The 24,474-nt window shown below is 63.3% G+C and carries 27 protein-coding genes; 15 read left to right on the top strand and 12 right to left on the bottom strand.

The annotated features are described in order from the left end of the window. Nucleotides 1-13: 13 nt before the first annotated feature. From E4P09_RS11390 to E4P09_RS11375, 4 genes are all read left to right on the top strand, one after another. Nucleotides 14-916 (top strand): branched-chain amino acid aminotransferase, encoded by a 903-nt coding sequence (locus E4P09_RS11390; protein WP_137389718.1) that lies wholly within the window; start codon nt 14-16, stop codon nt 914-916. Between the two features lie 147 nt (nt 917-1,063). Next, entirely contained in the window at nt 1,064-2,707 is a 1,644-nt protein-coding gene (locus E4P09_RS11385) for a L,D-transpeptidase family protein (RefSeq protein ID WP_137389717.1), read from the top strand. 6 nt (nt 2,708-2,713) lie between these two features. Then, the gene (locus E4P09_RS11380) at nt 2,714-3,127 is read left to right on the top strand and encodes a DUF1489 family protein (RefSeq protein ID WP_137389716.1); all 414 of its coding nucleotides are present in this window, start codon (nt 2,714-2,716) and stop codon (nt 3,125-3,127) included. A 289-nt stretch (nt 3,128-3,416) separates the two neighbouring features. Further along, a complete protein-coding gene (locus E4P09_RS11375; protein ID WP_137389715.1) occupies nt 3,417-3,947 on the top strand; it encodes a hypothetical protein in 531 nt (176 codons plus the stop codon). Between the two features lie 18 nt (nt 3,948-3,965). Here E4P09_RS11375 and E4P09_RS11370 read toward each other — a convergent pair whose 3' ends face one another. The 4 genes from E4P09_RS11370 to uvrC all read right to left on the bottom strand — a co-directional run bounded on the left by E4P09_RS11370 (nt 3,966) and on the right by uvrC (nt 7,332). Continuing rightward, nucleotides 3,966-4,412 carry a hypothetical protein gene (locus E4P09_RS11370; protein ID WP_170984374.1) on the bottom strand — a complete coding sequence of 149 codons (447 nt, stop codon included), beginning with the start codon at nt 4,410-4,412 and terminating at the stop codon, nt 3,966-3,968. A gap of 48 nt (nt 4,413-4,460) precedes the next feature. Further along, entirely contained in the window at nt 4,461-4,712 is a 252-nt protein-coding gene (moaD, locus tag E4P09_RS11365; RefSeq protein WP_137389713.1) for a molybdopterin converting factor subunit 1, read from the bottom strand. After that, nucleotides 4,709-5,293, bottom strand: a complete 585-nt coding sequence (gene pgsA / locus E4P09_RS11360) for a CDP-diacylglycerol--glycerol-3-phosphate 3-phosphatidyltransferase (RefSeq protein ID WP_137390278.1) — start codon at nt 5,291-5,293, stop codon at nt 4,709-4,711. Before pgsA ends, moaD begins: the two co-directional genes overlap by 4 nt. Nucleotides 5,294-5,367: 74 nt before the next feature. Next, nucleotides 5,368-7,332: an excinuclease ABC subunit UvrC gene (gene uvrC, locus E4P09_RS11355; RefSeq protein WP_137389712.1), complete on the bottom strand. Its 1,965-nt coding sequence runs from the start codon at nt 7,330-7,332 to the stop codon at nt 5,368-5,370. A gap of 262 nt (nt 7,333-7,594) precedes the next feature. Between uvrC and E4P09_RS11350 the strand changes: the two genes are divergently transcribed. The 5 genes from E4P09_RS11350 to E4P09_RS11330 are packed head-to-tail and all read left to right on the top strand — an operon-like array spanning nt 7,595 to nt 10,970. Beyond that, the gene (locus E4P09_RS11350) at nt 7,595-8,221 is read left to right on the top strand and encodes a 50S ribosomal protein L25/general stress protein Ctc (protein WP_137389711.1); all 627 of its coding nucleotides are present in this window, start codon (nt 7,595-7,597) and stop codon (nt 8,219-8,221) included. A 23-nt stretch (nt 8,222-8,244) separates the two neighbouring features. Then, complete coding sequence (gene pth, locus E4P09_RS11345; protein WP_338049002.1) at nt 8,245-8,886, top strand: aminoacyl-tRNA hydrolase; 642 nt, start codon at nt 8,245-8,247, stop codon at nt 8,884-8,886. A 4-nt stretch (nt 8,887-8,890) separates the two neighbouring features. After that, nucleotides 8,891-9,988, top strand: coding sequence for a redox-regulated ATPase YchF (ychF, locus tag E4P09_RS11340; protein ID WP_137389710.1), 1,098 nt, complete (start codon nt 8,891-8,893; stop codon nt 9,986-9,988). A gap of 30 nt (nt 9,989-10,018) precedes the next feature. Next, nucleotides 10,019-10,483 carry a MaoC family dehydratase gene (locus E4P09_RS11335; RefSeq protein ID WP_137389709.1) on the top strand — a complete coding sequence of 155 codons (465 nt, stop codon included), beginning with the start codon at nt 10,019-10,021 and terminating at the stop codon, nt 10,481-10,483. Next, on the top strand, nt 10,473-10,970 hold the full coding sequence (locus E4P09_RS11330) for a MaoC family dehydratase (protein WP_137389708.1): 498 nt from the start codon (nt 10,473-10,475) through the stop codon (nt 10,968-10,970). The genes E4P09_RS11335 and E4P09_RS11330 overlap by 11 nt, the downstream gene beginning before the upstream one ends. Before the next feature lies 1 nt (nt 10,971). On the opposite strand, the gene mtnA is transcribed toward E4P09_RS11330, so the two are convergent. Then, nucleotides 10,972-12,069: an S-methyl-5-thioribose-1-phosphate isomerase gene (gene mtnA / locus E4P09_RS11325; RefSeq protein WP_137389707.1), complete on the bottom strand. Its 1,098-nt coding sequence runs from the start codon at nt 12,067-12,069 to the stop codon at nt 10,972-10,974. Between the two features lie 4 nt (nt 12,070-12,073). Further along, the gene (locus tag E4P09_RS11320) at nt 12,074-12,619 is read right to left on the bottom strand and encodes an adenine phosphoribosyltransferase (RefSeq protein WP_137389706.1); all 546 of its coding nucleotides are present in this window, start codon (nt 12,617-12,619) and stop codon (nt 12,074-12,076) included. Nucleotides 12,620-12,772: 153 nt separating this feature from the next. Here E4P09_RS11320 and E4P09_RS11315 point away from each other — a divergent pair, with 153 nt between their 5' ends. Then, nucleotides 12,773-13,006: a hypothetical protein gene (locus E4P09_RS11315; RefSeq protein WP_137389705.1), complete on the top strand. Its 234-nt coding sequence runs from the start codon at nt 12,773-12,775 to the stop codon at nt 13,004-13,006. 107 nt (nt 13,007-13,113) lie between these two features. Further along, entirely contained in the window at nt 13,114-13,827 is a 714-nt protein-coding gene (locus E4P09_RS11310; RefSeq protein ID WP_137389704.1) for a hypothetical protein, read from the top strand. Between the two features lie 54 nt (nt 13,828-13,881). On the opposite strand, the gene E4P09_RS11305 is transcribed toward E4P09_RS11310, so the two are convergent. The 5 genes from E4P09_RS11305 to petA form a co-directional block, all read right to left on the bottom strand. Further along, nucleotides 13,882-14,088, bottom strand: a complete 207-nt coding sequence (locus tag E4P09_RS11305; protein ID WP_137389703.1) for a hypothetical protein — start codon at nt 14,086-14,088, stop codon at nt 13,882-13,884. 166 nt (nt 14,089-14,254) lie between these two features. Continuing rightward, the gene (locus E4P09_RS11300) at nt 14,255-15,139 is read right to left on the bottom strand and encodes an S-methyl-5'-thioadenosine phosphorylase (RefSeq protein WP_137389702.1); all 885 of its coding nucleotides are present in this window, start codon (nt 15,137-15,139) and stop codon (nt 14,255-14,257) included. A gap of 125 nt (nt 15,140-15,264) precedes the next feature. Continuing rightward, nucleotides 15,265-16,116, bottom strand: a complete 852-nt coding sequence (locus E4P09_RS11295; protein ID WP_239025137.1) for a cytochrome c1 — start codon at nt 16,114-16,116, stop codon at nt 15,265-15,267. A 21-nt stretch (nt 16,117-16,137) separates the two neighbouring features. Beyond that, nucleotides 16,138-17,394, bottom strand: coding sequence for a cytochrome b (locus E4P09_RS11290; RefSeq protein WP_137389701.1), 1,257 nt, complete (start codon nt 17,392-17,394; stop codon nt 16,138-16,140). A 14-nt stretch (nt 17,395-17,408) separates the two neighbouring features. After that, entirely contained in the window at nt 17,409-17,990 is a 582-nt protein-coding gene (gene petA, locus E4P09_RS11285) for a ubiquinol-cytochrome c reductase iron-sulfur subunit (RefSeq protein WP_428977710.1), read from the bottom strand. A gap of 191 nt (nt 17,991-18,181) precedes the next feature. Here petA and E4P09_RS11280 point away from each other — a divergent pair, with 191 nt between their 5' ends. After that, the gene (locus tag E4P09_RS11280; RefSeq protein ID WP_137389699.1) at nt 18,182-18,652 is read left to right on the top strand and encodes a tRNA (cytidine(34)-2'-O)-methyltransferase; all 471 of its coding nucleotides are present in this window, start codon (nt 18,182-18,184) and stop codon (nt 18,650-18,652) included. On the opposite strand, the gene E4P09_RS11275 is transcribed toward E4P09_RS11280, so the two are convergent. Further along, on the bottom strand, nt 18,649-20,478 hold the full coding sequence (locus E4P09_RS11275) for an ABC transporter ATP-binding protein (protein ID WP_137389698.1): 1,830 nt from the start codon (nt 20,476-20,478) through the stop codon (nt 18,649-18,651). The genes E4P09_RS11280 and E4P09_RS11275 overlap by 4 nt on opposite strands. A 342-nt stretch (nt 20,479-20,820) precedes the next feature. Between E4P09_RS11275 and hemF the strand changes: the two genes are divergently transcribed. The 3 genes from hemF (at nt 20,821) to E4P09_RS11260 (ending at nt 24,279) form a co-directional block, all read left to right on the top strand. After that, nucleotides 20,821-21,717, top strand: coding sequence for an oxygen-dependent coproporphyrinogen oxidase (gene hemF, locus E4P09_RS11270; RefSeq protein WP_137389697.1), 897 nt, complete (start codon nt 20,821-20,823; stop codon nt 21,715-21,717). A 135-nt stretch (nt 21,718-21,852) separates the two neighbouring features. Beyond that, nucleotides 21,853-23,010, top strand: a complete 1,158-nt coding sequence (locus tag E4P09_RS11265; protein ID WP_137389696.1) for an MFS transporter — start codon at nt 21,853-21,855, stop codon at nt 23,008-23,010. A 96-nt stretch (nt 23,011-23,106) separates the two neighbouring features. Beyond that, nucleotides 23,107-24,279, top strand: coding sequence for a hypothetical protein (locus E4P09_RS11260; protein ID WP_137389695.1), 1,173 nt, complete (start codon nt 23,107-23,109; stop codon nt 24,277-24,279). Nucleotides 24,280-24,474 lie beyond the last annotated feature (195 nt).

Here is a 24,474-nt window from a genome sequence, read left to right as displayed (position 1 = left end):
AAGGAATTAGGCGATGAGCGTGTTACCATTCGACCAGCGAGAAGGCTTCATCTGGTTCAATGGCGCGCTGGTACCCTGGACCGAGGCCAAGCTTCACGTACTGAACCACGGACTCCATTACGCGAGCTGCGTGTTCGAGGGCGAGCGTGTCTATGGCGGCGAGATCTTCAAGCTGGCCGAGCACACGGATCGCCTGTTCGAGTCCGCGCGCATCCTGGATTTCGAGATCCCCTATACGCGTGAGCAGATCAACGATGCCTGCCGGCAAGTGGTGGCGGCGCAGAAGTTCGTCGATGGCTATGTGCGGCCGCTGGCCTGGCGCGGGCCGGAGATGATGGGGGTGTCGGCTCAAGCCTCGCGGGTCCAGGTGGCGATCGCCTGCTGGGAATGGCCGTCCTATTTCGACCCGGCGCAGCGGCTGAAAGGCATTCGCCTCGACATCGCCGAGTGGCGTAGGCCGGATCCGCGCACGGCGCCGTGCAAGAGCAAGGCTGCCGGCCTCTACATGATCTGCACTCTTGCCAAGCATGCGGCCGAGCGCAAGGGCTATGCGGACGCGCTGATGCTGGACTGGCGCGGCCAGGTGGCCGAGGCTACGGGCGCCAATATCTTCTTCGTCAGGGATGGCGCGCTGCATACGCCGACGCCGGACTGCTTCCTGGACGGCATCACCCGCCGGACGGTGATCGGGCTGGCCAAGGACCGCGGCATCAAGGTGCATGAGCGGGCGATCATGCCGGAGGAGATGGCGGGCTTCGAGCAGTGCTTCATCGTGGGCACGGCGGCCGAGGTGACGCCGGTGTCGGAGATCGGGCCGTACCGGTTCACGGTCGGCGAGATCACCCGTACGCTGATGGACGCGTATATGCACGCGGTGCAGCCAAAGACTGTGGCCCGGACGGCGGCCGCGGAGTAGGCTTCCGCTCTCATGACCCTTGATTTGGTGGGCGCGTCCAAGGGGCGCGCCCAAGCCGTTTGACGGCCAATTTGCCCATGACTGTTGTGCGTTTGGATAGTAGGATCCTCGCAAGAGGAATTCGGTCCAGGCACGTGGGAGGGGAAGATGGTCGGGGCACTGTGTCGGCTTGGTGCGTGGCCGCACCTATGGCTGGCGCTGTTCATATTCGGACTCGGCGGGGCGGCCGCGGCCGAAACGACCAATACGCGGGTTGCTGCGGAAATCCAGGCCATCATCGACGGTGGTGGGGTGAGCGTCGGCATTGACGACAACGATAAGCGTCTGTTCGACGTGTTCACCTATTACCAGGAGCGGGATTACAAACCGCTGTGGGTGCGCGACAACGGGCCCAAGTCGAAGGCGCGCGACTTTCTCGACATCCTGCGCGCCGCGGAGGAAGACGGACTTGATCCGCGCAACTACCTGATCGGCGAAATCACCGCCCGCATGGAGGCGAGGGATAGCAAGACACTGGCTGCGCTCGACCTGCTCCTGTCGCGCGCCTTCATCGACTACGGCAACGACCTTAGCGTGGGGCGAGTGGTGCCGGACCAGATCGGCAAGGACACTCATCTCAAGCCGCATGGGCCCGGCGCCTTGACCCTGCTGGACGGCGCCGAGCAGGCGGAGGATATCGGGCCTTACGTGGACAGCCTGGCGCCGCCTTCGGCCAATTATGCCCGCCTGAAGGAGGCACTTGCCCTCTACCGCGACATTTCCTATCGCGGCGGCTGGCCGAAGATCCCGGATGGCAAGCCGCTGAAGCCGGGCATGACCGACAAGCGGGTGCCGCTGCTCCGCGAGCTGCTGATTGCGACTGCGGATCTTTCCGCATCCGCCCCGGACATGCACGAGCTTTATGACGGCGCCATCATCGACGCTATGAAGCTGTTTCAGGAACGGCACGGCCTGACCAGTGACGGGGTGATCGGGCCGGACACCCTCGAGGCCTTGAACGTGCCCGTGGAGGACCGTATCCGGCAGATCGTGCTCAACATGGAGCGGCGCCGCTGGATGCCGGACGATACCGGTAAGTTCTACGTCTTCGTGAACCTGGCGGACCAGTATCTCAAGGTGGTGGACGGGGAGAAAACCATTCACGACGCGCGGCTGGTGGTCGGCAAGCCCTATTCGCGCACGCCGGTATTCACCCAGAACATGACCTATGTGGTGTTCAATCCCTATTGGAACGTGCCAACCAGTATCGCGGTCAACGAATATCTGCCGAAGCTCAAGGCCAACCCTTATGCCCTGGCCAGCCAGGGGTTCGAGGTGCTGCGGGGCGGGCAGGTGGTGGATTTCGGCAGCGTGCCTTGGCGCAGCTATGGGCGCGGCACCTTTCCGGTGATGCTGCGGCAGAAGCCGGGCGCCAAGAACGCGCTGGGGCAGCTCAAGTTCATGTTCCCCAACCCTTACAACGTCTATATCCACGACACGCCGGCCAAGAGCCTGTTTGACAGGGACAGCCGCTATTTCAGCCATGGCTGCATGCGGGTGGAGAACCCGGTCAAGCTCGCGGAGGTGATCCTCGGCCATGACGATCCGAGCTGGACGCCGGGCCGCATCGCGCAGCAGCTGAAGGTCCAGAAAAACGGTGTCGCCAAGCTCAAGACGCCGGTGCCGGTTTATGTGACCTACATCACGGCTTGGGCCAACAAGGACGCTTCCGTGCATTTCCGCAAGGACGTGTATGGCCGCGACGAGGAGCTATTGGTCGCGTTGCGCAAGGTGGGCGATGTGGTCAATTGATGGGGCATGCCTCTTCATCTGATCAAGCTCTGTGTCGGCTGCGACAGCATTGAGGACCTCGCCCAATGGCAGGCCGAGCGCCTGCGGCGCGGCGAGGAGGTCGGCCACACCACCCGGATGTTTCCGAAACGCTGCGAGGAAGTGCTGGCGGGCGGCTCGCTCTACTGGGTCATTCGCGGGGCGATCATGGTGCGGCAGCCGATCATCGGTCTGCGCAGCCTAACCGATGGAGATGGCATCGAGCGCTGCCGGATCGTGCTGGGCAACCAACTCGTTCCGGTGCGGCCGACCCCGCGCCGCGCCTTTCAGGGCTGGCGCTATCTCAAGGCGGAAGATGCGCCCGCCGACCTTGCGAACACGGCCGATGCGGATGTGCCCGACGGCATGCGCCGCGACCTGCGCGAGCTCGGGCTGATCTGATCGAGCGGGCGCCCGTCAGCGCCCTTCCGGCCGCGTGCCGCCCAAGTCTGATCTCTCCCATATGAACGCAGAACATACAGGTCGCTGTGGCTGGTTTGCATCCGCTCCGGCCCGATCTCATCAGTATTCAAGCAAAAAAACAGCCGCGGACTGTTGTGTTGCCTGAGTTATTATCGAATTGGTAGCCGGAAGTTAACTGAAATACTATTATACAATCGGGGAAATATAACTTAGAAGTGTAAAGTATGGTCTTAAATTGCTGGGTGTCTTTTAAAGGTGAGCTGTTGCAATGGTTAATACCGTACAGATCGAAGAACTTCAGCAAAGAATGGACGTGGAGTATACTGAGGAGACGATCATAGAAACGCGGCCGGTCCGTCCAACAGAATCGGCTTCGCCCTTCAATAGCGAGGCCCATCCATTCGGGCCGCCACCAGCTTATGGTGAATTTACGTCGGTGGGCCCGTTCGAACCGCCACCTGCATACAGTGAACATGCTTCCCCGCAAGAGCTGTTCCTTGGACGAGGTCCCGAGCCGTTGCCGTCTGGCCCTCCTCCCGCTTACGATGCGCCCGGGGCAGATTTGACTGCTCGGGACTATGTCAGGATGTTCGGACGGCCGCCCTCGTATGGTGAAGCGGTGGGCGATCATGGAATGTCAGGCATCCAGAAGGCGTTTTTGGCTGCTGGTGCAGCCGCCGCTGGCGGGTTGGCGGGCGCGGGTGCCTTAGCGTATCATCATTATGCCAATTCACACGGGAATTTGGATGCCAACGAGCCGCAACATCACGTTTATCCGCACGATGCGGCCCACATCTGATTGATACCCGGCGCTCGGTCACGGCGCCATGTAGTCTCGCGCCTCGCTGGTGACGGCCACGTCGATGGAGGTCGGCGTATAGCTCACGGTATAGGTATCGTGGATGATGGTGGCGACATCGCCGAAATCGCCGGGCGCCTGCACCAGCGGTCTGTCACCCCAAACGAGGTTCACCCGTTTGCTGCGGTAGACATATTTCTGCACCGTCAGTGAGCAGATGTTGGCCGCCTCGCAACTGAAGCCGTGGCGCTGGAAAAAGTCCGCGCTGTAGGGCACGCCCTCGGCCCTGCGCAGATCGCCCAGGGCAAAGCGCATCGAGCGGCGCTTGTCGTCCACGGTGCCGATGATGTAGCGCTCGAACACTTTCTCGCGGAGATACGGATCATAGCCGCCCTCGAAGGCGGTATAGGTGGTTTGTGTACACCCGGCTAGCAGCGCGGCAACGGCCGCCGCGGCGGCGGCCATGGCTGGCAAGCGCCCATTGAGCATAGCTATCCCCATCAGTGTCTTGCGTCACCCGCCAGTGACAGGCGGGAAGAACGCAATCTCTCTCGCACCTTTGATTGGCGTATCCAGCGGTACCATCGACTTGTCGACGGCGGCGCGGATCACCCGCAAATCCCCGAAGGCGTGGGCATAATTTTGGTCTTTTTCAGCCAACCATGCAATGGCATCCGCGACGGTGGTGACTTCGGCCGGAAAACTGAGCTCCTCCTCCGCCTTGCCGACGCGCTCGCGCACCCATGCGAAATAGAGCACTTTCATTGGCCGCCGTCCTCCATCACATGGTCGAGGCCGGCCTTGAGATAGTCATAGCCGGTGTAGAGCGTGAGCAGCGCCGAGATCCAGAGGCCGACCAGCCCGGCCGTGGTGGTGAAGGGCATTACCCTGTCGCCCGCGGCGCCGGCGATGAGCAGGGCGATGGCCACCATCTGCAGTGTCGTCTTCCATTTCGCCAAACGGGTGACCGGCACCGAGACGCGCAGCTCAGCGAGATATTCGCGCAGACCCGAGACGAGCACCTCGCGCAGCAAAATGATCACCGCGGCGACGACGTGGACCCCGTCGATGGTGCGCACTGCCGTCAGCATGAGCAGCACGGCCGCAACCAGCAGCTTGTCGGCGATCGGATCCAGCATGCGGCCAAGGGAGGATTGCTGCGACCACAGCCGTGCGAGGTAGCCATCGAAGAAATCGCTGATGGCCGCCACAATGAACAGGCCCAATGCCAGCCAGCGCGCTCCGTCGCCCTCGATGAAGAAGCAGGCGACGATGAGCGGCACGGCGGCGATCCGCCCGAATGTGAGGAAATTCGGGAAATTCAGGATCTGATCGCGCCGGCGCATGGCCGCTGGTGATTTGCTACTCATCGCACCGTGTGAATCCGAAAGCGTCATTGGTGACGACCTCGCCCCTTGCGTCACTTCTGTCCTTCATGAAAATAGTCATAGATCGTCCGCGCCAGGGCGGTGCTGACACCGGCCACCGCCGCAAGATCTGCGACACTGGCGCGGGCGACCGAGCGGGCCGATCCGAAGGCGCGCAGCAAAGCACGTTTGCGCTCCGGTCCGATACCCGGAATTTCGTCCAGTGGATTGGCTCCCATCGCTTTCTTCCGCCGCGCCCGATGGCTGCCGATGGCAAAGCGATGAGCCTCGTCTCGTAACCGCTGTACATAGTAAAGGACAGGATCCCTGGTTTCCAACATGAAGGGCGGCCGGCCCGCCATGTGGAAATGCTCGCGACCGGCATCGCGATCCGGTCCTTTTGCTACACCCACAACCGTCACGCCGTTCACGCCCAGCTCTTTGAGCACGGCCAGCGCCGCAGAGAGTTGGCCCTGACCGCCATCGATGAGCACCAGGTCGGGCCAAGCCGGCAGGTCCTCCAGCGCGCCCGCGGCATCCGCTTCCTCCGCATCGCCTTCATCCAACGGTCCATCCACATCGAGGGCGGCGGACTCCTTCATCAGGCGGCTGAAGCGGCGGGTGAGCACCTCGCGCATCATGGCGTAGTCGTCGCCGGCGGCATCCAGGTTGCGGATATTGAACTTGCGATATTCCTTTTTGATGAAGCCGTCGCGGCCCGCCACCACCATGGCGCCGACGGGGGACGCGCCTTGAATGTGGCTGTTGTCGTAGACTTCGATGCGGCGCGGCGGCTGATCCATGCCGAAGGAACGGGCAACACCCTCCAGCAACCGGTTCTGCGAGCTGGTTTCGGCCAGCTTGCGGCCGAGCGCCTCGCGGGCGTTGCTGACCGCGTGGGTCACGAGTTCGCGTTTCTCGCCGCGCTTGGGCACCGCGATCGACACCTTGTGGTCGGCGCGGGTGGCAAGCGCCGTCTCGAGCAGCTCGCGCGAGGGGATCTCGTCGCTGAGCAGGATCAGCCGCGGGCAGGGCTTGTCGTCATAGAACTGGGCGAGAAAGGATTCCAGAACTTCACCCGGCTCGACGTCCTTGTCCGCGCGCAGGAAATAGGCGCGATTGCCCCAGTTCTGGCCGGAGCGGAAGAAGAAAACCTGGATACAGGTCTGGCCGCCCTGCTGGAACATGCCGAAGGCGTCCGCTTCCTCGACCGTCTGCGGATTGATGCCCTGATGGGCGGTCACGTGGGACAGGGCGGCGATCCGGTCGCGGTAGCGGGCGGCCTGCTCGAAATCGAGCCGCTCCGCCGCTTCCTCCATGGCGCGCGCCATCTGCTGCTTCACGAGCTGGCTGCGGCCGGAGAGGAAGGTCACGGCGTTGTCGACCAGCACGGCGTAGTCGGGAGCGTCAATATAGTTGGTGCAAGGGGCACTGCAGCGCTTGATCTGATAGAGCAGGCAAGGGCGCGTGCGGTTTTCGAACACGGAATCCGAGCAGGAGCGGATGAGGAAGGCCTTCTCCAGCGCGTTGATGGTGCGGTTCACCGCGCCGGCCGAGGCGAAGGGGCCGAAGTACCAGCCCTGGCGCGTGCGGGCGCCCCGGTGCTTGGTGATCTGCGCCACCGGGTGGTCGCGCGCGATGAGGATGTAGGGGAACGACTTGTCGTCGCGCAGCACCACGTTATAGCGTGGCCGGTGGCTCTTGATCAGATTGGCTTCGAGCAGGAGCGCCTCCGCCTCGGTGGCGGTGGTGATCAGCTCCATGCTCGCGGTGAGCGAAATCATCGCGGCGATGCGGTTGGTGTGGCCGCCCAAGCGCGTGTAATTCTGGAGGCGTGCTTTCAGGCTGCGGGCCTTGCCCACATAGAGCAGGGTGCCTTCTGCGTCGAACATGCGATAGACCCCGGGCCGGGTCGGCGCGGTGCGGACCACCGCGCGGATGACCTCCGGCCCAGTTCGTACGGGGCGTGTGGCCACCTCGCCCGGTGCTGCAATGCTTTGGTTCACTTCGCTGTTCATTCGACGGAGCAAGGTTTGCTTTGCGGATTCGCTGCTCCCAATATGGCGGTTCGCGCCCGTACCGCAAACCTCCCAGTGGAGAATGAAATCACATCGAAGCGAGGGCGCCGGGCAAGGCCGGCATTGCATCGCGCCCGCTTAGCCGGTATAAGCCCCGCATCCGCGCAAGGCCGGGCGCCGTTCACCCCTGGAGGAAGCCCCGCGCGCGTGGGAGGCCGCCTCGCGTGGCCTCGTTTTGTTATGGACGTTCAGGAGAAATCTCATGGCGCAGACACATGCATTGACTGCCGTCGTGCGTGACCGGGCCGGCAAGGGGGCCGCTCGTGCCGTACGTCGTCAGGGGCGGGTTCCCGGCGTGATCTATGGTGCGAAGCAAGAGCCGCAATTGATCTCGCTTGCCTATAAGGACCTCATGAAGGAAGTCGAGACCGGCCGCTTCCTGTCGACGATCTACACGCTGGACGTGAATGGCGACAAGGTGCAGGTGCTGCCGCGGGACGTGCAGTTCGAGCCGGTACGCGATTTTCTCATCCATGTGGACTTTCTCCGTGTCGCCAAGGACTCCCACATCACGGTGGCCGTGCCGGTGGTGTTCGCCAACGAAGAGCGCTCGCCCGGCATCAAGCGCGGCGGTGTGCTCAACATCGTGCGGCACGAGATCGAGCTCGATTGCCCGGCCGACAACATCCCGGAGGAGATCACCATCGATCTCACCGGCACCGATATCGGCGATTCCATCCATATCTCCGCGGTGAAGCTGCCGGAAGGCGTCAAGCCGACCATCACCGACCGCGACTTCACCATCGCCACCATCGCCACGCCGGCCGCCGGCGTCGAGGAGGCGGCGGAGGAAGGCGCCGAGGGCGAAGGCGAGACCCCGGCCGCATAGGCTTTTGGGTTGCAGGGGCTTGGATGACGATGGTCATTATCGTCGGCCTGGGCAATCCAGGCCCCAAATACCAGCACAATCGGCATAATATCGGCTTCATGGTGGTGGACGCGATCCACCGCCGGCACGGCCGTTTCGGGCCGTGGCGCAAGCGGTTTCAGGGCGAGATCTCGGAAGGCGAGCTCGACGGCGTCCGCGCCGTGCTCCTGAAGCCGCAGACCTATGTGAACGAATCCGGCCGCTCGGTGGGCGAGCTCCTGCGCTTCTACAAGGCCGAGCCCACGGACGTGGTCGTGTTCTACGACGAGCTCGACCTGGCGCCGGGCAAGCTGCGCATCAAGCTGGGCGGCGGTGCGGCCGGGCATAACGGGATCAAGTCGATCATCGCTCATATCGGGCCGCATTTCACACGGGTGCGGGTGGGCATCGGCCATCCCGGCGACCGGGATCTGGTGCTGGGCCATGTGCTGGGTGACTTCGCCAAGGCGGACGCGGCCTGGCTCGACCCGCTGCTGGATGCGATCGCCGAGCACGCGCCGCTGCTGGTGACCGACAAGCCCGAGACATTTCAAAACCGCGTGCATACCGCGCTCAAGCCGCCTGCCGCCCCGGCGGGCGAGAAGGGCAAGGCGGATACGCGCGCGGACATTGCCGAGAAGGACTGATTTCATGGGGTTCCGCTGCGGTATCGTCGGGCTGCCCAATGTGGGCAAGTCGACCCTGTTCAACGCCCTGACCCAGACGGCGGCGGCGCAGGCGGCGAATTATCCCTTCTGCACGATCGAGCCGAATGTGGGCGACGTGGCGGTGCCCGATCCGCGGCTCGAGAAGCTGGCTGACATTGCGAAGTCGCGGGAGATCATTCCGACGCGGTTGACCTTCGTCGACATCGCGGGGCTGGTGCGTGGCGCCTCCAAGGGCGAAGGGCTGGGCAATCAGTTCCTCGCCAATATTCGGGAAGTGGATGCCATCGCTCACGTGCTACGCTGCTTCGAGGACGAGGACGTGACCCATGTGGAGGGCAAGGTTGATCCCTTGCGGGATGCGGAGATCGTCGAGACGGAGCTGATGCTGGCTGATCTCGAGAGCCTGGAGCGCCGGCGGGTGGCAATCGAGAAGAAGGCGAAGTCAGGCGAGAAGGAAGCGAAGGCGGCGCTTGAGCTGATCGACAGGGCGCTCGTGCTGCTGCGGGAAGGAAAGCCCGCGCGTCTCGCCGAGGTGCCCGAGGACCAGGCCGCCGCGTGGAGAGGCCTGGGGCTCATCACCACCAAGCCGGTGCTCTATGTGTGCAATGTGGAGGAGGCATCGGCGGCTGCGGGCAACCAGCACTCCGCGAAGGTTTTGGAGAAGGCGGCGGCGGAAGGGGCGGGGGCCGTGGTGATCTCGGCGCAGATCGAGTCCGAGCTCGCCCAGCTCGACGAGGCGGAGCGCCAGGATTATCTGGCCGAGCTGGGCCTCGACGAGCCCGGCCTCAACCGGCTGATCCGGGAGGGTTACCGGCTGCTCGACCTGATCACCTATTTCACGGTGGGACCGAAGGAGGCGCGCGCCTGGACGGTGCGCAGATCAACCCCGGCACCCAAGGCGGCCGGCGTGATCCACAGCGATTTCGAGAAGGGCTTCATCCGCGCCGAGACGATTGCCTATGACGACTACGTTGCGCTCAACGGAGAGGCCGGGGCGAAGGAGGCGGGGCGCATGCGGCTGGAAGGCAAGGACTATCTGGTGCGCGATGGCGACGTCATGCATTTCCGCTTCGCAACTTGATGGTTCCAGCAGGACGGTTCGGGAGGTGTGATGGCGGAGCTCTATTATGAGGATTTCAGCCCCGGCCGGGTGTTCCAGTCGCGCGTCTACGCGCTGACGGCCGAGGAGATCAAGGCCTATGCCCGAGAATTCGACTGGCTGCCGTTTCACGTGGACGAGGCGGCGGCGGACGCGAGTATTCTGGGTGGGCTGTGCGCCAGCGGCTGGCATGCCTCCAGCATCATGATGCGCCTGATCGCTGACACCTATATCGACCGCGCCGCGGGCATGGGGTCGTTCGGGGTCGAGGAGTGCCGCTGGATCAAGCCGGTGCGGCCCGGTGACTATCACCTGCGGGCCGAGGTGCTGGATGCGCGCGTGTCGGCCAAGCGGCCGGAGATGGGCATCGTGACCGTGCTGTGGCAGCTGTTCAACAGCGAGGGTGTGCTGGTGGTCGAGATGCGCGGGGTCAACTTGTTCAAGACGCGTGCGTCAGAGGTTGCCCATGCTGGTTGACTTCTACGAGGACCTCAAGGTGGGCGAGCAGCTGCGCGTCGGCACCTACCGCTTCACCGAAGAGAACATCGTGCGCTTCGCCAGCCGGTTCGACCCGCAGCCGTTCCATCTCTCGGAGGAAGGGGCGCGCGGCTCGATCTTCGGCCATCTCTGCGCGTCGGGCTGGCATACCGGCTCCGCCTGGATGTACTGCAATGTCAGCTATCAGGACGCCTATAAAGCGCGCCACAAGCCGCCGCGCGGCCGCTGGCCGGAGGTTGGTCCTTCGCCCGGCTTCCAGGAGATGCGTTGGCCGCGGCCGGTCTATGCGGGCGACGAGGTCACCTATACCGCCACCCTGCTGGACAAGCGGCCGCTCGCCTCGCGCCCGGGCTGGGGCATGATGAGCCTGCAGGTGATCGGCCGCAATCAGCGGAACGAGGAGGTGATCTCCTTCAAGGTGCGGATCCTGGTGGAGATGTTCGGCCGCGGCGAGGACGCGGCTTAGCTCACCCCTTCCGCTCCGGGAACAGCGATAAAAGCCCTTCGGCACTGGCGGGGCAGATGCCGCGCTCGGTGACGAGGCCGGTGACGAGGCGGGCCGGGGTCACGTCGAAGGCATGGTTTGCCGCGGGGCTGCCCGGGGCTGACACCTGCACGGTGACGATCTGGCCGTCGCCGCTGCGGCCGGTGATGTGGGTCACCTCCGTGGCTGCCCGTTCCTCAATAGGGATTTCGGCGATGCCGTCCCTGACCGTCCAATCGATGGTGGAAGAGGGCAGGGCCACGTAGAAGGGCACATCGTTGTCTCGGGCGGCGAGCGCCTTCAGATAGGTGCCGATCTTGTTGGCCACATCACCCTGGGCGGTGGTGCGGTCGGTGCCGACGATGCAGAGATCCACCTTGCCATGTTGCATGAGGTGGCCACCGCTGTTATCGGCAATGATGGTGTGCGGCACGCCATGCTGGCCGAGTTCCCAGGCGGTGAGTGCCGCGCCTTGATTGCGCGGCCGGGTTTCGTCCACCCACACATGGACGGGAATGTCTGCATCATGGGCCATGTAGATGGGGGCGAGCGCGGTTCCCCAATCGACGGTGGCGATCCAGCCGGCATTGCAATGGGTGAGGATATTGACGGTCTGGCCGGGCTTGGCCGCGGCGATGTCGCGGATCAGCGTGAGGCCGTGCTCGCCGATGCGCCGGTTGGTCTCCACATCCTGGTCGCAGATATCAGCCGCCTTGGCGAAGGCCTCCTCGATCCGGATCTCCCGCGGGCGGTTGCGGATGGCGGCCAGCATCTCATCGATGGCCCAGTTGAGATTGATGGCGGTGGGGCGGGTGCGGCGCAGGCGGGCAGCGGCGGCTTCCAGCGCCTCGTCGGAGGGATCATGGGCGAGGGCCAAAGCGATGCCGTAAGCGGCGGTGGCGCCGATCAGGGGGGCGCCGCGCACCTGCATGGTTTCGATGGCCCGCGCAGCGTCCTCGAGCGTTCCGAGCTCGACGATCACGAATTCATGGGGCAGCCGTGTCTGATCGATGATCTTGACCGCGCCGCCGGCCTGGTCCTCGCGCCAGATCGAGCGGTAATGGACGCCGTTGACCTTCATGCCGCTATTCGCCCTCGAAGGCGACCAGGGTGTGCACTTTCAGGCCGCGTGCGGCGATGCGGTCCGCACCTTTGAGGAAAGGCAAGTCGACCACGAAAGCCGCGGCCACCACCTCTCCGCCGGATTCCTGCAGAAGCTCGATGGCAGCGGTCGCCGTGCCGCCGGTGGCGATCAGATCGTCGACCAGCAGGATCCTGTCGCCCCTGCCGACCGCGTCGGCATGGATCTCGACCGTATCGACGCCGTATTCGAGCTGGTATTCCTTGCCGATGGTCTTCCAGGGCAGCTTGCCCTTCTTGCGGATGGGCACGAAGCCAACCCCGAGCTCGCGCGCCACCGCACCGCCGAGGATGAAGCCGCGGGCCTCGATGCCGGCCACGTAATCGATCTGCTCGCCGATGAACGGCCAAATCAGCTCGTCGATGGTCGCCCGCAAGCCGCGTGCATTGGCAAAGAGCGTGGTCACATCGCGGAAGATGATGCCCGGCTTGGGATAATCGGGGATCGAGCGGATCAGGCTTTTGATGTCCGTGTTGCTGCGGACGTTCATCGTTCACGCTTCCTTTCACGGCTGCTGAATGTGGACCGGGAGTGTCGGCTGTCTGCTTAACAGAAACGGTACCATCTGGCGACTATAGGCATATCGTTATCTGCAAGGCTGGCAAAGGCTTTCCTTCCCGCAACAATCAATCGAGAGGCCGTTATGTCCGATCAGCGTGAGGTCATCGTTACCAATATCCGGATGCCGTTCTGGTCGATGGTGTGGTTTCTGATCAAGCTGGCGGTGGCCTCTATTCCAGCCTTCATCGTTCTATGGACGCTGACGATGCTGGTGCTGTTCCTCTTCGGGCTCGCAGGCCTCGCCTGGCTGCCGTTCTCGCACTTCTCGTTCTTTCATTGGGACGGCGGCAGCAGTGGCCCGGGGCAGGGAATCTGACAAGAGCAATTTCAGGTTGAATGTCATAGATATGCCGGATAGCCGCCGCCAGTTCGCTGCAATTTTTGCAATCATTGCGTGTGATCTCGGGTTGTAGAGGTGCTCACATGACGCGGGTTGCAGAATCCACAATGGTACGGTCCGTAAGCGAGCCGTCGCTGGCAAGGCCGCTGCTTGCCACTGAGCGGCCTGTTTCCGCGGGAAATTTAACTGGTCTGCTTGCCGATACGGCTGCGGATGCTGGCAGGCTATACGATTTCGGACCGTTCACGATGCGCGTTTCCGATTTCTCGAAGCTGGACAAGTTTCGGGAGCACATGGCGGAGTTCGGAAACGTGCAGGGGTTGAAATACGAAGCTTTTCTGAAGGGCCTGCACGCCGCCGATCCGCGACTGCACGAGCAGCCTAACCCTCTCAAAGAGGTGTTGGGGAACTGGGTCAATGAGCTTGCCGGAGAACAGATCAGAGAGGCCAAGGCATATGCAAGAGAGAACTTTCTTGGCGTGGTCCAGGAAAAGACGGATCGCGGCGCATGGACAGACCTCAACGTTACGCATCTGAGCGAACGCTTGGCGGAGCTGGCGGCCGACAGTTCCGGGGGGCAGCCTCACGGCTCCGGTTTTCAGCTCAAGCCATGGCATCTCGCACCAGCGCTTGTGGGCGGCGCAGCCCTCGGTGGCGCGGGAGCGTGGGGGCTCAGCCAGCTGATTGCGGCGGAGCACTCTTCCGGTGAAGCAAATGGCGAGACCGGCGCGGTCATATCAGACCAGATTGCCGATCCCGACCATCAGTATGTGGTTCCACATTGGGCAGACCTTTGAAGCGGCGAGCGCCGCTTCAGCGGAGCTGCTTACCTCAATTCGCGTATGGCCGAACTAGGATGTGTGGTGATAGTCGGCGGCTGGGGAATGGAAGTAAGTATCTGTCTTGGCGCCCGAATAATCTGGATTATGCCAGATTGAGTCGTGCTGGTCCTCATTGTGGCTCATGATGCCCCAAACCGTCAAACCGGTCGCGACGGCTCCAAGAGCCCCGCCGATGCCGAGCCCGATAGCACCAGCCAAATAGGGGGATACAGGCATTTAAAAATCTCCTAAATCTACTGATCGTATTGGATCTATATATGCATGATCTGATGAACGCGATCATCATCTCAAGAGATATCAGTATTTGTGTCACCTTATCTAGACCAAAAGTGCTAAAGCATTCTTTATACAGCTGCTTGAATAATACTTTATATTTGTGTAGCTACTGAGCAATGGCTTTCGCCAGTACTCTGCCCGCTACCGCGTCGAGCTTGGTCACCAGCGCCGGATCGCGTGCGTCGGGCGCAGTGATGATCGCGTGCTCCAGCGCCCGGTCGGAGCCGATGGGGCAGGGCTCGTGCTCGCGCGGGAAATCGCGGGCAAGGCGCGCAACCAGCCGGCGCGCCTTTTCACCATTCTCCGTCATTACCTTGATGATCTGGGTGATGTCAACGGTGCCGTGGTCGGGATGCCAGGAGTCGAAATCGGTCACCATGGCCACGGTGGCGTAGCAGATCTCGGCCTCGCGGGCGAGCTTGGCTTCCGGCATGTTCGTCATGCCGATCACGTCGCAGCCCCAGGCGCGATAGAGCTTGGATTCGGCAAGGGTCGAGAATTGCGGCCCCTCCATCGCCAGATAGGTGCCGCCGGTGTGGTGCGGAATGGCTTCGGCCCGTGCTGCCGCCGCCACGCGCTCGACCAGTCTTGGGCTCACCGGCTCGGCCAGGGACACGTGCGCCACGCAGCCCGCACCGAAGAAGCTCTTGGGCCGGGCGAAGGTGCGGTCGATGAACTGGTCCACCAGCACGAAGGTGCCGGGCGGCAGGTGCTCGCGAAACGAGCCGCAGGCCGAGACCGAGACCAGATCGGTCACCCCGGCTCGCTTCAGCACGTCGATATTGGCCCGGTAGTTGATGTCGCTTGGTGAGAGGCGGTGGCCCCTGCCGTGGCGGGGCAGGAACACCACCGTGAGCCCCTCGACCTCGCCGATGGTGAGGCTGTCGGACGGCTCACCCCAGGGGCTGGCGATCCTCTCCTGGCGCGCATTGGTCAGCGGCAGGTCGTAAAAGCCGCTGCCGCCGATGATGCCGAGAACAGCTTTGGTCATGGGCTGGTCCTCACTCGTTCAAAGCCGATAGCGTTCGTGAATGTCGCGCAAAAAAATTCCCCTCCGGCGCAGGCCGAGAGGGGATTGAGCGACGAGGCCACCGCAGGCATGGTGAGAGGCGGCGGTCAATGTTGTCCGATGCGTGACCAGATGCGCTGCTTGGTGAGATAGAGCAGCACGCTGAGGATCGCGATATAGATCAGCACCTGGAACCCGAGCTCCTTGCGCTGCTCCATCTTCGGCTCAGCCGCCCAGGCGAGGAAGGCCGAGACGTCGCGGGCCATCTGCTCCACCGTCGCCTCGGTCCCGTCCTGATAGGTGACCTGGCCGTCATTCAGCGGCTTGGGCATGCCGATCCACGGGCCCGCGGCGAAATAGGGGTTGTAGGATCCGCCGGGCGGGCCGCTGCCGGCGATCTCCGGCGGCGGGTCCTCGTAGCCGGTCAGCACCGAGTAGACATATTCCGGACCACCGATGCCGTGGAAGAGCTGGGTCAGGGTGCCATACCAGCCGGGACGCGCCTTGGTGATCAGCGACAGGTCCGGCGGCAGGGCGCCGCCATTGGCCGCGCGGGCCGCTTGCGGATTGGGATACGGGTCGGGGAAGCGATCTGACGGCAGCCCGGGACGCTCGAACATGTCGCCGTCCTCGTTCGGGCCTGCCTGGATCTGATAGCCGGCGGCGATCGCCTTCACCTGCGCCTCGGGAAACTCCGGGCCGCCAGGCTCGCCGAGATTGCGGAAATACAGGAGATTCATGCTGTGGCAGGCGGCGCAGACCTCCTTGTAGACCTGATAGCCGCGCTGCAGCTGGGCCCGGTCGAAGGTGCCGAATGGGCCCTCGAAGGAGAACGAAACGTTTTTCGCCTCCCGCTGGCCCTCGGCGGCGAAGGCCGGGGCAGCCAGGGCAAGGCCGAGACCTACGGCGATGGCTGTGAGCAGGCTGCGGGCTCGCATCGTCATGAGTTTGTGTGACATGGGGCTGCTTTCAACCATCGATCACTCGGCGGGTTGCGCTTGGGTCTGGCCGGCCTTGCTGCCGAGCACCGATTCGGAAATGCTCGCGGGCAGTGGCTTCGGCGTCTCGATCAGGCCGACCAAGGGCAGGATCACCAGGAAGTGCAGGAAATAGTAGGCGGTGGCGATCTGGCCTATGGTCACCCAGATGCCCTCCGGCGGCCGCGAACCCACATAGCCGAGCACCAGACAGTCGATGACGAGCAGCCAGAAGAACTGACGGTAGATCGGCCGGTAGTTGCTCGACCGCACCTTGGAGGTATCGAGCCAGGGTACGAAGAACAGCACCAGGATGGCGCTGAACATCGCAATCACCCCGAGGAGCTTGTCCGGGATCGAGCGCAGGATGGCGTAGAAGGGCAGGAAGTACCACTCCGGAACGATATGTGCCGGGGTCTTGAGCGGGTCGGCCATCTCATAGTTCACCGCATGCCCGAGATAGTTGGGCAGGTAGAACACGAAGAGCGCGAAGACGAACAGGAACACCATGATCGCGAAGGCGTCCTTCATGGTGTAGTAGGGGTGGAAGGGCACCGTATCCTGGCTGGACTTCACCGCGACGCCGGTGGGGTTGTTGTTGCCGGGCACGTGCAGGGCCCAGATGTGCAGAACCACGAGCCCCGCCAGCACGAAAGGCAGGAGGTAGTGCAGGGCGAAGAAGCGCTGCAGGGTGGGGTTGTCCACGCTGAAGCCACCCCACAGCCAGGTGACGATCGACTCGCCGAAGAAGGGTATGGCACTGAACAGGTTGGTGATGACCTTGGCGCCCCAGAAGCTCATCTGCCCCCAGGGGAGCACGTAGCCCATGAAGGCGGTGGCCATCATCACCAGGTAGATGATCACGCCGATGATCCACAGGACCTCGCGCGGCGCCTTGTAGGAGCCGTAGTAGAGGCCGCGGAAGATGTGGATATAGACGGCGATGAAGAAGAACGAGGCGCCGTTGGCATGCATGTAGCGGATGAGCCAGCCGTAATTCACGTCGCGCATGATGTGCTCGACGCTGTCAAAGGCGAGCCGCGTGTCCGGCGTGTAGTGCATGACCAGCGTCACGCCGGTGATGATCTGGAGAACCAGGAACACCGCGAGGATGCCGCCGAACGTCCAGAAATAGTTCAGGTTGCGTGGGGTGGGGAAGGCGAGTGCCTGGTCATGGGCCAGGCGGACGATCGGCAAGCGCTGATCGAGCCATTTCTCGATGCCGGTCTTCGGCTCATAAGTGGATGGTTCGCCGCTCATCTGAGCCAGTCTCCTCAGCCGATCGTCACTTTGGTGTCAGTGGTGTAGGTGTAAGGGGGGATGTGCAGGTTTTCCGGCGCCGGCCCCTTACGGATGCGTCCGGCAGAGTCGTAGTGCGAGCCGTGGCACGGGCAGAACCAGCCGTCAAAGTCGCCGGCCTGCCCGATCGGCACGCAGCCCAGATGGGTGCAGACGCCGATCTGGATGAGGTATTGCTCCCTGCCGTTCACCACGCGGTTCTCGTCGGTGGCCGGGGCGCTGTCGGGGTCAGGCAGGTTTGGATTTCGCGCGATCGGATCGGGGAGCTGATCGATCGGGACGGCTTTCGCCTCCTCGATCTCCTTCGGCGTGCGATAGCGCACGAAGATCGGATTGCCGCGCCAGGTGACGGTGATGCTCTGGCCTTCCTGCAGCTGGGAGAGATCAACCTCGGTGGAAGCCAGCGCCAGAACCGATCTGTCCGGGTTCATCTGATCGATGAGCGGCCATGCCACCGCGCCGGCTCCCACTGCGGCAAATGCGCCCGTGGCAATGTAGAGGAAGTCGCGCCGTGTCGGTTCTTGTTGAGTTTCGGTTGCGGCAACCACTGATCTCAACCCCCTGAGTAACCCGATGGAATGGATGGGCGGCAACGCCATTCAGCAAGCATGTCTGCGACGGATCCTAGAATCCTTCTCAGACAGGACGTCTTTTGGCACCGTGCTCTAGGATTGTCCAGTCATGGCGCGTCCCGGCAAAGTGTCGCATAAGGAGGGCATGTTCCCTCGTATGAATTCCGCCTGTCAGCATGGTCGACATCGCCCTTTTCCAGCCTGACATTCCGCAGAATGCAGGCACGATACTGCGGCTCGGCGCCTGCCTGGGCGTGCGTGTGCACATCATCGAGCCTGCCGGCTTCATCTGGAGCGAGCGCAGCTTCCGCCGGGCCGGGCTCGATTATCTCGACCGGGCGCCGGTTAGTCGGCACGCTTCTTTTGCGGATTTCACAGACTGGGCGGGCAGGCGACGCCTGGTGCTGCTAACCACCAAAGCCGAGCGCAACTACCTCGACGCGCGGTTTCGCGAGGACGACATCCTGCTGCTCGGGCGAGAGACATCGGGCGTCCCCGATGCGGTGCATGAACGGGCGGACCTGCGGGTCACCATTCCCATGCGGCCCGGCTTTCGCTCGCTGAACGTGGCGGTCGCCTGCGCCATGGTGCTCGGCGAGGCGCTGCGCCAGACCCGCTATCATGAGCCTGGCGCAGCGCAGGGTTAAGCATCCGCCAGGAAACCGCCGGACTGCCGCTGCCAGAGCTGGGCATAGAGGCCGCCGCGCCGGAGCAGGGCTTCATGGCTGCCCTCCTCGACGATATGGCCGCGGTCGAGCACGATCAGCCGGTCCATGCGCGAAATCGTGGAGAGGCGATGGGCGATGGCGATCACCGTCTTGCCCTCCATGAGCTGATAGAGCTGCTCCTGGATCTCGGCCTCCACCTCGGAGTCGAGGGCGGAGGTCGCCTCGTCCAGCACCAGGATCGGCGCGTCCTTGAGAATGGCGCGGGCGATGGCTACCCGCTGGCGCTGACCGCCGGACAGCTTGACCCCGCGCTCGCCCACGTGGGCCGCATAGCCGCGCCGGCCCCGCGGATCCTCAAGCCGCAGGATGAAGTCGTGCGCCGCCGCCAGCCGGGCGGCACGCTCGATCTCCGCCATGGTGGTCTCGGGCCGGCCATAGGCGATGTTGTCGGCCACCGACCGGTGCAGCAGCGAGGTATCCTGCGAGACGACGCCGATCGCCGCGCGCAGGGATTCCTGCGAGGCCAAGGCTATATCCTGGCCGTCGATGAGGATGCGCCCGGCCTCCAAGTCGTGGAAACGCAGGAGCAGGCTGACGATGGTCGACTTGCCCGCGCCGGAGCGCCCGATCAGGCCAACCCGCTCGCCTGGCTGCACGGTGAAGGACAGATCGTCGATGATGCCGCCCTCCTTGCCATAGTGGAAGCGGACGTGCTCGAAGCGGATCTCGCCTTGGGTGACCACCAGCTCGCGCGCATTGGCAGCATCGGTGATCTCGAACGGTCTCGAGATCGTCTCCATGCCTTCCTCGACCCGGCCAAGATTTTCGAACAGGTTGGTGATCACGGTCATGATCCAGCCGGACATGTTGGTGACGCGCACCGTAAGGCTCGTGGCGAAGGCGATGGCGCCCACGGTGATGGCATTGCCCTGCCAAAGCCAGAGCGCCACGCCGGCGGTACCCGCGATCAGCAGGCTGTTGATGACCGTGAGCGAGAAGTTCATGGCGGTGATGCCACGCAGCAGCGCATAGAACTTGGCCGTGTGATCCTGCAGCGCGTTGCGCACATACTGGTCCTCACGGCTCGCATGCGCGAACAGCTTCACGGTCATGATGTTGGTGTAGCTGTCAACGATGCGGCCGGTGAGGGTCGAGTTCGCCTCCGACATGAGGGTGGCGCGCGTCTTCACCTTCGGCACGAAATACCAGAGGACGAGGACATAGGCGCAGAGCCACAGCAGGATCGGCACGACCAGCCGGATATCGGCCTCGGCGAACAGCAGAAGGGCGCTGCCCACATAGATCACCGCATACCAGACCGCATCGGCAAGGCTGATGACGCTCTCGCGCAGGGACGGGCCGGTCTGAATGATCTTGTTGGTGATGCGGCCGGCGAAGTCGTTCTGGAAGAAGCCCATGGACTGGCGCAGCACATACCGATAGGTCTGCCAGCGGACCAGATTGCCGAAATTCGGCTGGACCGCCTGATGAACCAGCAGCAGATGCAGGCCCTGCGCGACGGGCCGGGCTATGATGACAACCAGCGCCATCCACAGGAGCTCGGTGCCGTAGTCGGCAACCAGCGCCTGAGGGGTGGTGGCGCGCAGGATATCGATGATGCGGCCGAGATAGTCGAGGATGCTGACCTCGACGATGGCCACGGCGACGCCTGCCACAAGAATGGCGGGCAGAGGCCAGCCGCACTGTCGCACGAAATGCCAGATGAAGCCTAAGAGCCGGTCGGGCGGACGGCTGACATCGACCGGGCGAAATGGATCAATTGAACGTTCGAAGAAGCGAAACACGGGTGGGCTCCGGAGCAGATGGCTTGAGACAATCGAACCCGCGCGGGGCTCGGTTTGGCCGGCTGTCCGGGACGTGGTGCTCGCCCTTTTTGGATCAGCCTGCCATCGTCATGGTTGCGATGGACATGGACTTTGTGACCTCTGGTCGGTTGATCTGGTCCTGCGCAGCATAGGTTGCAACAGGGGAGCCGGTGTCTAGCAGAAACCGCCCGAAATGCAAGCCCCCATATGCTTGCCTGTCCCGTGCCCCTTTCCGTGACTGGACATGACGGCGGCTTTGGGCATTGTGCTCGCGGGCCGTGCACCACGGCAATTCACGACTATGGCAGACGACGGGCAGACATGACCACCGAAACCGCCTTGCTTTCCCCTGATGAGCTCAACCGGCGCAAGACAGCCGCACGGTCGTGGTTCGAGCAACTGCGGGATACTATTCATCGCCGGCTGGAAGCGCTGGAGGATGAAAGCGGCGACGGCGGCTCGGGCCAACCGGCCGGCCGGTTCGAGCGCAAGGCATGGTCGCGGGAGAACGGCGAGGGCGGCGGCGGAGTGATGGGGGTAATGAAGGGGCGACTGTTTGAGAAGGCCGGTTGCCATGTCTCCACCGTCCACGGCGCGTTCTCGCCGGAGTTCCGCCGGCAGATTCCGGGTGCGGAGGAAGATCCGCGCTTCTTTGCCACCGGCATTTCGCTGATCGTGCATCCGCTGAACCCCAACGTGCCCACGGTGCATATGAACACGCGCTACATCGTGACCACCCGGAGCTGGTTCGGCGGCGGCGCCGACCTCACCCCGGTGCTGGGACGGCGCCGCACCCAGGAGGATCCGGACAGCATCGCCTTTCACGAGGCCATGCGCCGGGCCTGCGCGCCCCATGACTGCGCCGACTATCCGCGCTTCAAGGCGTGGTGCGACGAGTATTTCTTCCTGCCCCATCGCAACGAGCCGCGGGGCATCGGCGGCATATTCTTCGACAATCTCGACAGCGGCGATTGGGCCGCGGATTTCGCCTTCACCCGGGACGTGGGCACCGCCTTCATCGATGTGTATGAGGCAATCGTCCGGCGCAACATGCATCTGCCGTGGACGGAGGCCGACCGGCGCGAGCAGATGGTGCGTCGGGGCCGCTATGTGGAGTTCAACCTGCTCTATGACCGCGGCACCACGTTCGGGCTCAAGACGGGCGGCAATGTCGAGGCGATCTTGTCGTCGCTGCCGCCGCTGGTAGCCTGGCCGTAAGGCCACGCCTTGACCCCAAGCGGGTTGGCGGCTTGCCGGCAACACCGCGGGGCGAATTGAACCATCGTTCAGCAATGCCGTTGCGCCGGGCCTTGTGAACAGGCATCACCTTCCCAGACCAGGAGGGAATGCCCGATGGAGACCTTTGCCGGCCTCAACCGTTTGCAATGGCGCACGCTCGTTGCGGCGATTGCCTGCGTGACGGTGTTCGACGTGACGCTAGGGCTGAGCTTTCCGCTGTTCTCGCTGATCCTCGAGCATCGCGGCCATCCGGCAAGCCTGATCGGGCTCAATGCCAGCTTCGGGCCGCTGGGCGTGCTGGCGGCGGGGCCGGTCATTCCGCATCTGACCGCCCGGTTCGGCTCCAAGCGGGTGGCGCAGGTGGCTTGCGTGCTGGTGGCGCTGACCCTCATCAGCTTCAAGCTCACGGAAAGCCTGTGGTTGTGGTTCCCCCTGCGCTTCCTGCTCGGCTTTCTCGCCTGCGTCCTGTTCACGGTCTCGGAATCGTGGATCGTGCGCACCGCCGAGGGACCCTATCGCGGGCGCATCACCGCGATCTATGCCAGCATCCTGTCCGGTGGCTTCGCGCTGGGGCCGGCCATGCTGCCTTTCACCGGCTTTCAAGGCTGGGCGCCGTTCCTGATCGGCGCCGGCATCATGTTCGTGGCGATCATTCCCATCAGCTTCGTGGGGATCGATGATCGGCTGCGGCCCACGGAGCGGCCGGCCTCGTTCTTCGCCTTCTTTCCGCAGGCGCCGGTGCTGCTCGCAGCGGTGGGCGCCTTCGCGCTCCTGGATGCGGCCGTCATGGCGCTGTTGCCGCTCTACGGCCTCCGCCACGGATTGCCGGTCGCCACCGCCACCCTGATGCTGACGGTGCTCATCGGCGGCAACCTGCTGCTGCAGCTCCCCATCGGCTGGATCGGCGATCACCTGCCCAAGCGCCTGGTCATGCTGGGCTGTTCTGTCATCACGGCGGTTGCGGCCCTGCTCTTGCCCTTTGCCATGGGAACGGCGCTCATGTGGCCCCTGCTCGTGCTGATCGGCGCCTGCGGCTTCGGCATCTACACCATGGCCATCGCGATCCTGGGCGAGCGCTACACCGGCCCCACCCTGGTGGCGGGCGCCGCCGCCTTCGGGGCGATGTGGGGCCTCGGCGGCATGATCGGCCCAAGCCTCGGCGGCTGGGCCATGGTCCTATTCGGCCCGGACGGTTTGCTTTTTATTGTGGCGATTATCTTCATGCTTCTTTCATTGGTCATGATGTCTCAGGCACGTAAAAGTAATTTTTAAGTCTGTCGAGAGAAATAGGCTGTTGTCTTTTGACCCTATGGCCTGTGTGGGCTTATTCTACCTTAGGTTGTGAATGATAGCTTGAGGATCGGTCCCATGGCAGTTAGCCCTACCGTAATGGAAGAGCTCGAAGAAGGCCTTGAGCAGGTGAGTTCAAGGCTGGAGGGTAACGCAAACAGTCTGGAGGCCAGATTTATTCCTGAGGGGAACACCTTTGCCCCTGAGGGGAACCCCTTTGCTTCTGAAGCGAATCCCTTTGCTTCTGAGGCAAACCCCTTTGCTTCTGAAACTAACCGTTTCGGTGGGGGCAGCTTTTCTGGTTCTGATGCCCACAGCTCATCAAGCTGGACGGAGGCAGAAGATTTACGAAGCACCGCGAGTTCGGGTTCCGGCTATGACATGCCCCCGGATGAACCTTTGGGTGGGGGCGGCTTTGGTGGTGCTGATGCCCACAGCTCACCAAGCTGGGTGGAGCTAGAGGATGCACGAAGCACCGCGAGTTGGGATTCCGGCTATGACATGCCTCGGTCAACCACGAGCGAGGAAGATGCCCGGTTATATGGAGATAACTGGAGCGATGCGGGCTCCGAGATACAGGTAGGAGACGACTGGCAGAGCTTTGCGAGCCGGCAGAGCTCGGGTGACGCGCACGCTCTGCAAAAATCAGAAGAGCTGCCGCATTCACCATTAGACGCACGACCTGCGCATGACACATCGCATAATGGCGGCGTCCCGATGCTACAGAGAGCAGAAGAGGTGCCGCATTCACCGTTAGACGCACGACCGGCGCATGACACATCGCATAATGGCGGCGTCCCGATGCTTCAGAGAGCACAGGAGCTGCCGAACTCACCGTTAGACGCGCGACCGGCGCATGCCTCATCGCATAGTGGCGATCTTCCGACGCTTCAGAGAGCAGAAGAGCTGCCGCATTCACCGTTGGACGCACGACCGGCGCATGCCTCATCGCATGGGGGTGGACACGGTGCAGCCTGGGCCGTTGGCGCCGGCGCGGCGGGCTTGGCGGGCGCGGCAGGCGTGGGCCTTCTGGCGGCCCATGGCCACAATGTTCGCAATGCTGCTGGACAGGGTGATAGCGGCAAGCAAGACGGCCATCCCGCCGCAGGGCAGACTGATGCCGGGACACATGATGCCCATAGCCAGCACGACACGCCGGCCAATGCCGGGCATGGGGCCCACTGGGATGGCAGCCCCACTGATGAGATAGCCAGGCTGGCACATCAAATCCACGACATGCCGCATCTGTAAGTGACGCTCGCGGCCGAAGGTGCGACGGGCCCTGCTGGCAAAGGCGGGCGCTCGTCGCACCAATATTCATCTCGGGTGCAGCCCTGCGTTTTTCTTAGAGGCATCTAAAATGCTTCATCTGTGCTATTGTTTCTCCAACTCAATAAAAACGTTCTCTTAATCCTGCCGGCGGAATTACAACCATATGCTTTTGAC

The sequence above is a fragment of the Rhodoligotrophos defluvii genome, assembly GCF_005281615.1.
GTDB classification, from domain to species: domain Bacteria; phylum Pseudomonadota; class Alphaproteobacteria; order Rhizobiales; family Im1; genus Rhodoligotrophos; species Rhodoligotrophos defluvii.
This window is presented reverse-complemented; position numbering and strand designations above follow the sequence as displayed.